13 protein-coding genes are annotated in these 14151 nt (G+C 50.8%); 1 reads left to right on the forward strand and 12 read right to left on the reverse strand.

Going from position 1 to position 14151, the window contains the following annotated elements; all coding sequences use genetic code 11:
* Positions 1-31: 31 nt before the first annotated feature.
* The 8 genes from HQN87_RS20495 to HQN87_RS20530 form a co-directional block, all read right to left on the reverse strand.
* On the reverse strand, positions 32-931 hold the full coding sequence (locus HQN87_RS20495; protein ID WP_173137131.1) for a carbohydrate ABC transporter permease: 900 nt from the start codon (positions 929-931) through the stop codon (positions 32-34).
* 14 nt (positions 932-945) lie between these two features.
* The gene (locus HQN87_RS20500) at positions 946-1875 is read right to left on the reverse strand and encodes an ABC transporter permease (protein ID WP_173137132.1); all 930 of its coding nucleotides are present in this window, start codon (positions 1873-1875) and stop codon (positions 946-948) included.
* A 2-nt stretch (positions 1876-1877) separates the two neighbouring features.
* Positions 1878-3512, reverse strand: a complete 1635-nt coding sequence (locus HQN87_RS20505; RefSeq protein ID WP_173137133.1) for an extracellular solute-binding protein — start codon at positions 3510-3512, stop codon at positions 1878-1880.
* Positions 3513-3668: 156 nt separating this feature from the next.
* Entirely contained in the window at positions 3669-5981 is a 2313-nt protein-coding gene (locus HQN87_RS20510) for a helix-turn-helix domain-containing protein (RefSeq protein WP_173137134.1), read from the reverse strand.
* Positions 5982-6538: 557 nt separating this feature from the next.
* Entirely contained in the window at positions 6539-6970 is a 432-nt protein-coding gene (locus tag HQN87_RS20515; protein ID WP_173137135.1) for a DUF4259 domain-containing protein, read from the reverse strand.
* Positions 6971-7077: 107 nt separating this feature from the next.
* On the reverse strand, positions 7078-8226 hold the full coding sequence (gene dgoD / locus HQN87_RS20520; protein ID WP_173137137.1) for a galactonate dehydratase: 1149 nt from the start codon (positions 8224-8226) through the stop codon (positions 7078-7080).
* 3 nt (positions 8227-8229) lie between these two features.
* Positions 8230-8895, reverse strand: coding sequence for a bifunctional 4-hydroxy-2-oxoglutarate aldolase/2-dehydro-3-deoxy-phosphogluconate aldolase (locus HQN87_RS20525; protein ID WP_173137138.1), 666 nt, complete (start codon positions 8893-8895; stop codon positions 8230-8232).
* A gap of 31 nt (positions 8896-8926) precedes the next feature.
* The gene (locus tag HQN87_RS20530; protein ID WP_173137140.1) at positions 8927-9883 is read right to left on the reverse strand and encodes a sugar kinase; all 957 of its coding nucleotides are present in this window, start codon (positions 9881-9883) and stop codon (positions 8927-8929) included.
* Between the two features lie 216 nt (positions 9884-10099).
* Here HQN87_RS20530 and HQN87_RS20535 point away from each other — a divergent pair, with 216 nt between their 5' ends.
* Positions 10100-10774, forward strand: a complete 675-nt coding sequence (locus tag HQN87_RS20535) for a FadR/GntR family transcriptional regulator (protein ID WP_173137142.1) — start codon at positions 10100-10102, stop codon at positions 10772-10774.
* Positions 10775-10776: 2 nt separating this feature from the next.
* Here the strand turns inward: HQN87_RS20535 and HQN87_RS20540 are convergent, their stop codons facing one another.
* The 4 genes from HQN87_RS20540 to HQN87_RS20555 form a co-directional block, all read right to left on the reverse strand.
* Entirely contained in the window at positions 10777-11094 is a 318-nt protein-coding gene (locus HQN87_RS20540) for a hypothetical protein (RefSeq protein WP_216857384.1), read from the reverse strand.
* A 112-nt stretch (positions 11095-11206) separates the two neighbouring features.
* On the reverse strand, positions 11207-12154 hold the full coding sequence (locus HQN87_RS20545) for a 3-oxoacyl-[acyl-carrier-protein] synthase III C-terminal domain-containing protein (RefSeq protein ID WP_216857385.1): 948 nt from the start codon (positions 12152-12154) through the stop codon (positions 11207-11209).
* Between the two features lie 4 nt (positions 12155-12158).
* On the reverse strand, positions 12159-12998 hold the full coding sequence (locus tag HQN87_RS20550) for a class I SAM-dependent methyltransferase (RefSeq protein WP_173137148.1): 840 nt from the start codon (positions 12996-12998) through the stop codon (positions 12159-12161).
* Between the two features lie 127 nt (positions 12999-13125).
* Entirely contained in the window at positions 13126-14097 is a 972-nt protein-coding gene (locus HQN87_RS20555; protein ID WP_173137150.1) for a class I SAM-dependent methyltransferase, read from the reverse strand.
* Positions 14098-14151 lie beyond the last annotated feature (54 nt).

Below are 14151 nucleotides of genomic sequence, written 5' to 3' on the forward strand. Positions count from 1 at the left end.
ACTCAACCCCTTGCCTGTTTCTTTGGGAGAACTAGCCCTTCAGGGAACCGATCATCACGCCTTTGACAAAATATTTCTGAATGAACGGGTACACGCATAAAATGGGAACCGTCGCCACGACAATTAGGGAGTACTTCAGCACTGCCGCCGCCTGTGCTTTGGCCACCTGCAGTTCAGGGTCCATAATCATGCTGACATCGACCTGGTTCATGATCAGAATTTCCCGCAAAATAATTTGCAGCGGGTACAGCGAGCGGTCATTCAGATACATCAAAGCATTGAAATAGGCGTTCCAGTGGCCCACCGCCGAGAACAGCGTGATGACCGCGATGACGGCTTTGGACAGCGGAAGTACGAAGGAGAAGAAAAAGCGCGCATCACTGCAGCCGTCGATGCTGGTTGCTTCGATCAGTTCTCCCGGAATGGATGACTGGATGAAGGTTCGCGCTATAATCATGTTGTACACGGAAAGCGCGCCCGGAAGCACCATCGCCCACATGGTGTTGATCAGATGGAGGTCTTTCATTAGTATATAGAACGGAATCAGGCCGCCGCTGAAAAACATCGTGAACGTGAACAGAAACATAAAGCCGCCTCTGCCCTTCAGCCCTGGTCTGGAAAGCGCGTAGGCGCAGGTCATAACGACAGTGACATTCACCAGCGTTCCCAGAATGGTATACAGAAACGTGTTGCCGTATGCTCTGACGATATCCTTGTTTTTGAATACAGCTTCATAACCTTCCAGACTGAAATCGACAGGCCAGAGCAGAACCTGGCCGGACGATACGGCATTGCCGGAAGAGAAGGAAGCCGACAGCACGTAAATAAGCGGATAGGACACAGCGATTAAGATAAAAGTCAAAATAAAGCCGGAAATAATGTAGTACATTTTATCGGAAGTTGGATGCGTTGAAAATTTGGTCTGGCCCATTGCCGGTCCCCTCCTTACCATAGGCTGGTATCGCTGAATTTCTTGGCGGCGTAGTTCACCATAATCAACAGCACAAAGTTGATGAGTGAATTGAACAACCCAATCGCAGTCGCAAACGAGAAATCGCCTGAGCCGATAGTCAACCCTACCTTATATACATAAGTGGAGATAACTTCGCTTTTCGAAATATTCAATTCATTCTGCATGAGGAACACCTTCTCAAATCCAACCTCCATGATATTGCCGACCGCAAGGATCAGCATGATGGTAGCCGTAGGCAAAATGGACGGAAAATCGATATGCCGCACGCGCTGCAGACGCGAAGCGCCGTCGATTTGAGCGGCCTCGTGCAAATGCTCATCAACGGATGATAAGGCGGCGATGTAAATGATGCTGCTCCAGCCGATGCCCTGCCATATGCCGGACCAGACATACAAGTGCTGGAAAGCGCCCGGATTGGCGAAAGCGTCCGCCAGTAATTCACCGCTAAAGAACGTATACAGCGCTCCAAAAGCACCTGTGCGCGGATTGAATAGCTGAACCAGCATGCCGACGATGACAACCGTTGAAATAAAATGCGGCATATAAGAAACGGATTGTACGAGTTTTTTAAATTTCTGCCCCGTAAATGAATTAAGCACCAGGGCAAACAGAATCGGCAACGGAAAGGAAATCAGCAAACTGTATACGGACAGGCTAATGGTGTTCCAAATAAGGGTTGTAAACTGATAGGAATCGAAGAACCGCCTAAAATTGTCCAATCCGATCCATTCACTGCCCCAGATTCCCAGATTGAAATTGAAGTTTTTAAAGGCAATCTGAACGCCTGCCATTGGCACATAAGCAAAAATGATGATGTACACGGTGGCCGGAATGAGAAACAGGTACAGCTGCCAGCTCGGAAAAACTTCTTTTTTCAGCCAATTAAATATAGATGCCCGCATGGCTACTTCGACCGATCATAGGCGGCTTGAGTGACTTCCAAATACTGCTCAATCCCCATTTTATTCAGCTCGGCAATATAATCATCCCACTGGGACAGCGGACGGTTGCCAGTGATGAAGGCAACGGCACTTTCGTTGACGTAGTTGTCGATCGCCGTTTTGCTGTTGGCGATTTGCTTCAACTCTTCCGGCATATAGCTCAGCTTGACGATGACTTCTTCCGGGAAAGCCGGTACATACCCTTCTTCAAATGCAGGTCTCCAGTTGGGCAGTGCATCGTCCGCATCCTTCTTGAGATTGGATACCGTTTTCCCCAGTTCCAGCGAACGGTAAGCGGGATTGGCATCGTTCCAGTGTTTATTTTGCGGGTTGTTCCAAATGGATGGATTCAGTTCAGCAACGGCTGCAGGCACTCCTTCCAATTCTTCAAACGGGCCGACAAACTCGGCGACAACGACTGGATCATCGCTCCAGTCGACGCCCTTCTCGCCGTAACGGCTGACGATAGACAGCTCAGGGTTTAGCATATAATCGCCGACCTTGAAGGCAAGCTCCGGATCCTTCGCGTCCTTCGTGATGAACCACAACTGGGTTGGCAGAGAGGGACTGTACGGAGTCGCCGCCAGGCTGGAAGGACCTTTGACCGGAGGAAGCAGCGTCATTTTATTTTCCAGTTCCGGACCGAATGTACTGTAGCTGCCGGCCGTAACAACACCAGCCATGCCTCCTGGCACGTTGATAAGCGCCTTCATCTGGGTTTCGTCCTGGGTGAAGGACAAGGGTGAGAACAGGCCGTCTTTAACCAGCTTGTTCATATACTCCAGTCCTTCCTTCCATTCTGGCTGAGTGAAAGCCGGGAAGATCCGGCCATCTTTCACATTCATGTAGCTCTTGCCCGGATCTGCATAAATAAAGGCATTCATTAAATAGATGCGAGGGTTCTGCGACCAGCCGTTCAGCGAGCCGACAAAACCAACTTCGTCCTTCTTGCCGTTTCCGTTCGGGTCCTGCTCTACAAACGCTTTCAGGACATTGTACAGGTCATCTGTCGTTTTCGGCATTTCCAGATTCAATTTCTCCAGCCATTCGCTGTTGATCCAGGCCCGGTTGGAGCCTTCATTCCATTTTTGCGGGGAGTATCTGGGTAGTGCGTACACCTTGCCATCTGGCAGCTTCATCGAACTGCGAACGAATTCTTTATCCGGTATTTTATTGAAATTGACAGCGAGCTCCGGATCATTCAAATAATCGTCCTGGGGGATGAACACGCCTTTGGCAGCATAATCGAAGACCGTCGATTCATTTAAATAAATGTTGACGACATCCGGCAGTTCCGCTCCTGAGGAGACCATCAGCGAAAGCTTGGTCAACGCTTCTTCCGCTTGGCTGGGCAGCTCCAGAAACTTGAGATCGACGTTCATCGCATCTTCCACAAGCTTCGTATAATGGTTCGTTTCATAGTCCTCTACATTCGGATTAGCCTGAACGGCAACCGTAATGACAGGGCGTCCTCCCGCTCCGCTCTCGTTTGCCTGTTGATTGCCTTGCGAGCAAGCCGAGAGCAGCGCTCCCAGCATAGGAAGAACTAGCAAACCTGCCGACAGCGCCTTCCGTTCTTTTCTGATCTGTTGGGTCAAATGGTATTCCTCCCTTTTGTGATCGTGTGATCCACAATATTTTGTAATCGCTTACAGGTTGATTGTATTCCCCCTGTCTCCACCGTGAAAACCGTTACTTCTCCTATACACTGTCACCGGGTTAGATCAGAGGGGCTGGTAATTCTCTCTCCATTGTCAGTCAGTAAGATTGCTCTGGTTTTCCCGCCAAACGGTTGGCGTTACACCATGCTTTTTAGAGAAAGCCCGGTAGAATGTATTTTCGCTGCCAAAGCCGCACAGCTTCCAAATCCGATTGTTGGAATAATAAGTGGTTAAAAGCAGTTGCTCCGCGTTTAACAGCCGGATTTCTTCGATATATTTGCCCAGACTTTTACCGGTCTGCTCCTTGACAAAGGAAAAGACATATTTCTCGGAAATAAGCAGTTCGCTGGCGATCCCGCCGGCAGAAAGGCCGGCATCTCCGTAATGCGCCCCGATATAATTTAAAATGTCGGACTTCAGCCTGTTGTTGTTGCTCTTCTTGTTGCCTATGACGATGTCGCATAAATCGAATGCGGTCCTCCGCAGGCGGTCAGCTAGCCGGATAATATCCTGCGACTGGTCGTAAGCCGGAATCGTCAGCGCTTGTCCATCGGGACTGCTCTTGTCTCCGCCGATCACCTTATGGGCGCTGAACACCGTCTGCCGGACAGAGAAAAAGATCTGCAGCTGCTCCTGCTCCGTTAGGGAGTAGTCGGCCAGAAGTCCAAAACAATCCTCCAATATTTGCGATACCAGGCTTGTCTCCCCAGCGATCAGGGCATCGTGCAGCTTCAGCAGCACGGCATTGTCGAAAGACGGACGAGTATCGGACTCATCAGAAGGAAGTTCAAATAGATACACCCCGCTGGCTACCTCGTTTTCATTAATACCTAGGGCGTATTTTGCTTGCTGATAAGCTGCTTTGGCCTGCTCTGGACCGGATATGATTTCGCTGACGCCGATGCTTACGGTCACCGCCAGCGACGATTCGGCATTGAGCGACCGGATAAGCTCTGACAACCGGACTTTGATATCTGAACGCCCTACCGCATTTTCCACTGGATCAAAAAACAGTATAAAAACCGTTTCGTTGGCATGAAAATTGAGCGCAAGCGGACGATGGCGCATGACGGCGTTAAACCGTTCCTCCAACTGCAGTCCGATATTGTGCTGCACAGCCTTGAGTCTTGCATGGGGGCCGTCCACCTTGTATACAGCTTTCACCACACAAAACCGCTCGAAGGCGGAGCCGAAATAGCTTTCCGCTTCTTCCTTTTCCCGCTCCGTAAAGGCACCCAGAATTAGCATATGCTTGGCAATAGAATATTTAATGGAATCGTTTAATGCTTCGATCCGCCCTTGCTGCTGCTCGCTCCTCGTATGAATCTCGGTAAAGGCGTTGTCAAGGTACTCGAATTCGTTGCGGAGCGTAAAGCCTCTTTGGGTCGACTTTGCCGCCGTCTCTACCAGCTTCTTCAAAGCGTTCGTCTCCCTCATCGAAAAAAGGAATGCCAGAAGCATGGTAAGTGCCATTCCCGCCCCGACGTAGAGTACTACAAGTTCGAGCAAGGAATTAACGTTCTCCTCGAAAGCTCCGGCCGGGATGCCGACTACGACCTGAAGCCCCAGCCGTTCGCTTGAACGTGTAAGCAAGATATATTTGCCGCCCGAAATCTCAATTTCGGCAAGCGTCTCCGCCGTTTCCAACGGATCATCGGTTTCGTAATTATGGGAGAATAAAATACGGCCTTCGCTGCCCACAATGTAGACGAAATGATCATCCGTCTGATCGGCATACAGCAGTTTACCCACAAGGTCCTCACGGTCCATGTCGATGGCCAGGACGCTTTTTTGCTCAATGGCGTTGAAATAGGAATTGTTAATGACGGCCGTAATGCCGTCGAACGGCTTGCGGCTGTAGTAAGAAGAGAATACCTCCTTAGCCGGAAATAGCTTCATTGTGTAGTTCTCGCCGAACAGCCGGTCCTGCCACTCTTCCGCCGAGAGATTTCCGTACCGGTAGTAACGGGCATACACATCTTCATAGTCGTCCGATGAAATATAGTTGGAGATAAATACCGGATTGTCCTTGAAGCGGATATATACGTTTGAATACATATCCTGGGTCAGCGCCAGGCTTTTTAATTTGCTCTGTAACACTTTGATATCCATGTAGTATCCGCTGGACGGAACACCCTTTAGAAAAAACAAATGCATGAACGATTCCTCCTGGAGCAGCAGGCTGGTAATGGTTTGGGCCCGCAGCACCTGCTGCTCCATGGATTCCACGCCGTCAAGCAGCTTGGATTCGCTTTTATCCAGAGTCAGTTGCTTGGCTAGCGTATAGGATTTGAAATATAGCGGAATGATCATTAACATAAGAATGGCCAATATAAGACCGTATTTCATGAAGCGTTTGCCGAAAATCAACAAGGACGTATGTCTCTTTATAAACTGAGTTACCATGATGTGCCCCCCTTGCAATAATTGAAAAATACCAGCTTCATGATTGGTGTTTCATTATAAAATACATCGACTTATCGTGTAATCGCTTACAATAAAGGTAAGGTAGAATGTTTCAAAGTGAAACCTCCAATTTCTTATATGCACTGTCATAGAGTACGATAAGCCAGACGAACGAACGGTTTATCTTGCCGAATCGTTATCGTCCCGCGGATCAGCATAATAAAACCGCTTGAACGTTACCCCTTACAGGACATGTGCACATCATAGCAGGACTGACGGTTAATATGAAGAATAGATGGAAAAATGCAAGGCACCTTACAAAGTCAATGTAGGGTGCCTTGCATTATTACGTATCTCCGTCACATGGCGGGTATGATACAGCTCCAGTCTTCCTCGTCCAAAGTGCCCTCAAACTGATATGCAGGACGATAATAATGCTAAGCAGATAATGCCAGGCATCCATCAATATCCCAGCAGCGGAAAATCAGCTAAACAAAAGCGCCGCAACCCTATCATTCGGATTGCAGCGCTTTTGTTTACATTCAATCATCCTATTACTAATCTTTGGCCAGCCGCGCTTCCAACTTGGAAATGAGCTGCTGCACATGTGCCCGCCATTCGTCCCAGCTTGACGATTCCCGCCACAGTTCCGCCAAATCGCCCTCACACTCCCCCTCAATGTCAGTCCAAATCACGTTCAAATGCTCCAGCAAAGCCTTCAGTGTGGAAGGATCGGCCGTGAACGCCCGTACTTGCGTCAAGGCGCGTTCTTCCTCCTCATGATCGTAATCCAAACTGCCATTCTCTTGAAACTCGATATACAGCTCCGCGAGGGCGAGCACTGTTCCATCATAAAGGAAATCATCCTCACCAAATTTCGTCATCAACTCACCCAAATCCAACGTGTCACGAGGAAGCAAGTCCTCGATCGCTGCCACCAGATCCAGCCCTTCATCACTTTCCAATGCATTGACTCCCCATGCTCCCATTCGATTTCCCCCTGTCACTCTAGTCTCTTCATTATATGGAGCGTGTCCAGTGCACGTCAAATATGAGTAATCACAGGCAGTTCACTTTACATTCTTAGATACGGGCCTTACCACTCAGCAATACTGCCGTCGCGGTGCCGCCATACCGGATTCCTCCAACGGTGGCCTGCCTCCGCCATCTTCCGCACATACTCCTCGTTCACTGTAATGCCAAGACCCGGTCCGGAAGGAATATGGACATGACCGTCACTGTAGGCAAAGACAGCCGGATCGGTGATATAATCCAGCAGGTCATTTCCTTGATTATAATGGATGCCTAGGCTTTGTTCCTGAATGACCGCATTGTAAGACGTTGCATCCACCTGAAGACAGGCGGCTAGAGCGATCGGCCCAAGCGGGCAATGCGGAGCGACCGCGACATCGAACGCCTCGGCCATGGCAAATATTTTCTTGCATTCCGTGATCCCTCCTGCATGGGACAGGTCGGGCTGAATAATGTCAACTACCCCATCCTTCAGCAGATTTTTAAATTCCCAGCGCGAGTACATACGCTCACCCGTGGCGATCGGAGTGCTGGTGTGATGTGCGATCTCCCGCAGCACTTCGTTGTTCTCCGGCAGCACCGGCTCTTCAATGAACATCAGACGGTAGGGGTCCAGCTCTCTGGCCAGTCCACGTGCCATTGGCTTGTGAAGCCGTCCGTGAAAATCAACAGCAATCCCGAATTCCGGTCCGCAGGCCTCCCTAATGGCAGCGACCCGCTCAACGATAGCATAAATCTTGTCATGTGTATCAATGAACTGCATCTCTTCGGAGGCGTTCATCTTAATCGCCGTGAAACCGGCAGCCTTCTTCTCCAGAGCCGCCTGGACAACATCTATTGGGCGGTCTCCGCCTACCCAGGAGTATACCCGCATGGTATTGCGGCAAGCGCCGCCCAGTAGCTGGTATACCGGTGCATTGTAGATTTTCCCTTTAATATCCCATAACGCCTGATCAATCCCGGCTATCGCACTCATTAGAATAGCCCCGCCACGATAAAATCCTCCCCGGTACATCAGCTGCCATAGGTCTTCAATCCGCTGGGGGTCCTGCCCAATCAAATAATCCATCAGCTCTTCCACTGCGGCCTGCACCGTATGCGCCTTGCCTTCGACCACCGGCTCCCCCCAGCCGGATATGCCTTCATCGGTTTCAATCTTCAGAAACAGCCAGCGGGGAGGAACGATAAAGGTCTCAAATCGGGTTATTTTCATTGGCTATTTTGCTCCTTTGGTGTTGTTCATTCTGGCCTTGCGGACTTCCTTGGCAAATTGGCGGGCCGTCTCTGTGATCTTCCCATAGTCGCCCTGCTCAACTGCTTCCCGGTCTATGAGAGCGCTTCCCAAACCGACGGCAACGGCTCCGGCAGCAATGAAGGCTCCGATATTCTCCAGCGTCACGCCTCCTGTCGGCATCATCCGGATATGACCAAGGGGCCCCTGAAGTTCCTTTATGTAGGAGGCACCCAGTGAACCGCCCGGGAACACCTTAAGCAGGTCTGCACCCGCTTCATGCCCTCTGACAGCTTCTGTGGGCGTCATGACACCTGGAATGGAGATTCGCCCGTGCTTCAAGGTCAGTCCTACAATCGCCTCATTCAAATTTGGTGAAAAAATAAAATCGGCTCCCGCGGCAATCGCCTGCTCGGCCTGCGTCAGCTTCAGTACTGTACCGGCTCCAACCAGCAGGCGATCTCCATATTTCGCCTTCATGTCCGCGATCAACCTGTACACTTCCGGGGTATCTGCTGTAATCTCCAGCGCTCCGACTCCGCCGTCTGCCAGTGCCGCGGCAATGGCATCCACCCGTTCAGGTGCTGGTCTGCGAATAACGGCGACCAGTCCGGATGTTATCAGCCGCTCAATCTGAATATCTTTGTCCATGTCCTTCCTCCTCCTTGGGAATGCCCCTCACTTACCGGATAATATCCTCCATGCCGGTTCCCCCTGCCAAGAGAAAATCCACATCCTGCCGAGTCGGGAGACCTTCCACATCGCCACTTACCCCGACAACAATGGAACCGACAGCGTTGCCGCGCCGTACGGCAGAAGGCAGGTCCTGCCCCTGCAGCAAGCCGCTTATGAATCCTGCGGCAAAACCGTCTCCGGCACCCATCGGATCAATGAGATTCTTCACGGGAAACCCGGGCTCATTTCCATAGACTCGTCCGTTACTGTAATAAGCCCCGCCCGCGCCGAGCTTGATAACGGCAGCACCTGCTCCGGATGTCAGCAATCGGTCTGCGACCTCAGCGGGCTCATTACATCCTGTCAGAAACTGCCCTTCATCCATGCCGGGCAGCACGTAGTCGGCCAGAGCCGCGATTTCGTTAAGAACACGATAGGCCTCTTCTCTGTTCCACAGCTTCCAGCGGATATTGGGATCAAACACAATGGCGGTACCGTGTTTTTTGGCTGCTTCGAGGGCTCGAAAGGTTAATTTCCTGCACTCCGGGCTAAGTGCCGGAGTAATTCCTGTAACATGCAGGATGCGGGCACCTCCAAGATATTCCTCATTAAGCTCATCCTCTTGCATCAGGCTGGCCGCCGATTGTTTGCGATAGTAGTACACCTGTATTTTGTCCGGGGATATTTGTTCTTTGAAGAACACTCCCGTGGGCGCTTCATCTGTAACCCTGACTTCGGAAATATCAACGCCATGTCCTCTTACGACCTGCCTGATATACCGTCCAAATGGATCATTTCCGAGCTTGCTGAACCAGCCTGCGGTATGCCCCATACGGGCGAGTCCAATGGCCACATTGGTCTCAGCTCCGGCAACATGCTTGTGAAAACCGTTCACATACTCCAGGGGAACCATCCGGTCCGGTGCCAGAAGTACCATGGTTTCCCCAAAGGTGACTACCTCCATTGCCCCTCCTCCTTCTGCTTCTTCACTAATAGAGTCTCTTGATAAAGATCATATCTTTATCATTAATTGTTTGATATAGATATGATCTATACGGTATGATCATATTATCTTGTTCTTTACTAGTCAATACTAAATCAATGCTCAGACTTATCTATGTATTCTCACGAAGCTCTTATGCTAAAATGATTTTATTCCAAGTCAAAGGGACGGCTAAACATGAAACAGATTAAACAAACCGCGTTTCAAGCTACAATAGAGCTTATGAAGCAGAAAATTACAGGTGGGGAATGGGCTCCGGGAGACCGGCTCCCCACTCTGCAGCAGCTAGCCGTTGACTTTTCCGTTAGCGTCACTACCGTACGTGAGGCGCTGCGAATATTAGAGAGCCAGGGGAATGTCAGCATTGAGCACGGGCGCGGGATGTATGTACGAAACGATCCGCTGCTATTGGATGATCCGGAGGTTGCCTTAGAGGAATTAGACAACATTTCGATAGTGGATCTGCTGGAAGCCAGACTGCTCATTGAGCCTGAACTTGCTGCTTTAGCCGCGAAGCGGGCCGATGAGGATCAGATCCGCCGGCTACGGGTACTGGCTGATCGTATGGTGCGGCAAATGGAGGAAGGAGGCTCATTCTTCGAGACAGACCTCGCCTTTCATCAGTTGATCGCCGAAGGGGCAGCGAATCCAGTGGTGGCGCGAATGCTCCATTCGATTCTTCCCTTGCTGGCCGAAGGACGCAAGCAGACCAATACGCTGCCCAATATGCGGACCAAGGCTTCCAATTACCATGTTCTGATTGCTATTGCCATCGAGGAACGGCAAAGCGAAACAGCCCGGCAGCTAATGGAAAGCCATATTCAGAGTATGCTGACAACCCTTAAGCAGTAGATTCAAGATTGCGGCATTATCTCAATGATGGACAATGGGGCCGGTTGAGCCGGCAACATCACACTGCTCTGTTCAAAGTGATCATCCGCCAGAACGCATACCGCCTTGCGATAGGTGCCGCCTGCCATCAGCCATTCCAGCAGTGAAAGCGCATGAGGAAACGCAAGGCTTCCGGAATGACCGAGTGCCAGAGGCAGCACGTCCATTAGATTAAGCTCTCTTCTTATTTTTGCACAAACATGTTCAGCATGGGAGGTATTCACGTGATGGCAAAGGACCAGCACATCCATATCCATGAGCCAATGCCTGTTCGCTTCCATTTGGGCTATGGCTATGTCTGCCAATGATTGATTTTGATCCTCCGTCCTACTGCCCGAATAAAGAATTTTAACCTTTAGTTCTGTCTTTATCGTGCTCACCGCCTTACCCGTGTTACTCGTATTTGTGCAAGGAACAGCCGTAGTATCCCCCGAAGCCTATGGATACCGCCAAATAGAAGTCTCCCCTATTCAAAGAGCCGGTCCTGACCGCCTCATTTACGTTAAGCAGAATGTCCGTATTATGGAGATGACCTGCATCTTCAAGCGTAGAGGCATAAAATTTGTCTAATGGGCAGCCGAGCGCCCGGGCAAGAGTACTCCAGGTGCGCAGCCCCAGATTGGAGCAGAAAATAAGACTTATCTCGTTCATAACCATTCCTGATTCGCGTAAAACCTGGTTCACAACCTGCCGAACAGCTAAATAAAAGGTTGAAAAGTACATTTTGACTCGTTCAGGACTACGATCGTAAACGAACCCATCCACTTTAAGCCTAGCAGATAAAGTCTGCTGCCCTCGGGCTGCAGATTTACGATATAGAGCGGCGCTTGCCGCATCCCCGTAAAGCATATAGGAATCGCTGCGGTGATGCGAAGTGTTCGCTTTATCTGCCGCAACAAACAATACAGCATCATTACTTTGGCCTTCACCGGCGAAATAAGCCTTCGTTAAATAAAGCGACAAGTGAATGGTGGAGCAGCCGTATTCCTCCAGCTGAATAACTGGCGTCGTACTATAGTCAAACTCACGGAGCAGCCCGGAGAACAAGCTCTGTGCTTGCACTCCGGCACTCGTGACAGATGCGAAGAGAATAGCCGAGAGCTGAATGCCATCTCGTCTTATCCGGCTTAGAATCGGGGCGCATACCTCATATATCATTTGCTCCAGACTTTCACTCCGCTCGATGGGGACATACCCAAAGCCGCTGTCTCTGTAATCAGCTGCGCTTAAGCGGAAAGAAACGCCATCTTCGTTGATTTCCTGGATGACCTGATCGACTGGAGCCCGGAATGAAGGAATATACACATTAGAATCAGTAATGGTCAACAAGGGGGCCGTCATTGCTTCACACCTTCTTTTTCAGGTGAAGAATTTTGTATCTTCGCTTCCCCGAGTGCATATCATCGTAAATCGGGGTTCCGGGAACGCCCATGGTCTCCCATACGGCGTCCTCCTTCCCGAGAGCATCGCCCAGCGCTGCCAGACGGCTGCCTCTGGCCAAATCGCTTGCCCGCAAAGCATGCTCGGAAATATCGCGTACCAGCGACATCTCAAAGCCCAGCTCAAGTAAATACCGCTCACCTGTCTCGAACTTGATCGCATCCAGATCATCCGCATATACGAACAAGCCTCCAGCCTTCAGCACGCGGAATACCTCATCATAAAAACGGGTGATCCGGGGATAGAGATCCGAGGATTCGATATTCAGCACGATATCGCAGCATTCATCCGGAAGCGGAAGCTCCTCCGCATCCCCGACGCAGAACGTAGCCTGTTCATACCGGTTGCCTGCCAGACAGAAGGCGATATTCGCTTCCGTCAAATCGAGGCCAGCGACGGTGCGCGGTCCGTAGCTTTTACAGAGTGCCCGTACGTTGCCGCCTCTGCCGCAGGCGATTTCCAGTACGTCTTTCCCCTGCACATCGACTCCGTGCATGATTTCCTGCAGAAGCCGAAGCGATTGATGGTTGACCCCTCCCGGCAGGCTGCCTGCAGCCTCCTTCTCATCTTCCGCCTCTGCATATCCCCAATTGATAAACGTGGAGAAGCGTGAGACGCCATTGTGCTCCAAAGCCCGGTTAAACGACGTAAACATCGCTTTAACCGCCTCCTTCTGCGCCTTATGCTCCATCGTTTCCAGCGCATCACTTTCCACAAGCAGGCATGGAATCGAGCCCGCGGCCATAGGGTAGCTTTCGGCGCATGACGTACAGTCCAATGAGAACTCCATCTTCTCAAGCGTTTGCTTGCACCGCGGACATACCCAGTTAAGGTCTGTTAGTGGCCACGCTTTACTCGCAGCTTCCTCTCCTTCAATCATGGCTAGGCTCCCCTTTGGTGCCGGAGGCATCTTTCACCAGATGAACAATTGTGAATACTCTTGTGCCTGTGACCATATCCGTATGATTCTGCGTGCCAGGCGCCTCCAGCCATTCCCATACCCGGTCTTCCCCTTCAAAGGAGCCCTCAAGCGCATGCAGGCGGCTGCCCAGCGCTTCGTCTCCCGATTGCAATACATTGCCGGTAATGTCCCGGATCAACGCGGTGCGAAAACCCAGTCTTTGCCACTGATCCTCATAGCGCGGCACGTCGGAAGCACTCATAATATCCGCATACAAAAATAACCCGCCCGGCTTTAATACACGGTAGGTCTCCGCAAAAAACAGCTCGATATGCGGGTACAAATGCGAGGACTCGATGTTCAGCACAATGTCGCAGCTTTCCGTTTGAACAGGCAGCTGCTCTGCATCGCCAATACAATAGTAAGCTTGCTCATACCGGTTGTTTCTTTGGCAAAATTGAATATTGGACGGTGTCAGATCAATGCCGACCACGCTGCGGGTCCCATAGCTTTTACACAGCTCGCTCACGTTGCCTCCCCGTCCACAGCCGATTTCCAGAATATCCTTGCCTGAAACATCCAGGCCGCCAATGATTTCGCGAAGCAGCCGGATACTGCTTTGGTTAATGCCTTGAAGACTGCCGGATTGTTCGTCCTTTGGGGCATAGCCCCAGTTAATAAAGGTGGAAAATCTGGACAGTCTCTTCTCCTCAAGCGACCGGTTAATAGAGTCAAACATGCCGATGACCGCTTCCTTTTGCGCTGAGCCTTCGGCAAGCTTCTCCGCTACAGGGCGGTTGATTAACATGCTCGCTAGCCCCTCTTCCCGGGCGTATCCGAGGCCGCAGGTCCCGCAGATCAAACCGTCGTCCGTCTCATAAAGACCACTCTTGCATTCGGTGCATACCAGGGTAATTCCTGACAGAGGCCAAGTCGTGTTCATAGTTACATCTCCCTACGTTTTAGCCGCTTGCGCTGCTATCATTTTTAATAAGTT

This window comes from Paenibacillus tritici (assembly GCF_013204885.1).
In the GTDB taxonomy this organism is placed as follows: Bacteria; Bacillota; Bacilli; order Paenibacillales; family Paenibacillaceae; genus Paenibacillus_AQ; species Paenibacillus_AQ tritici.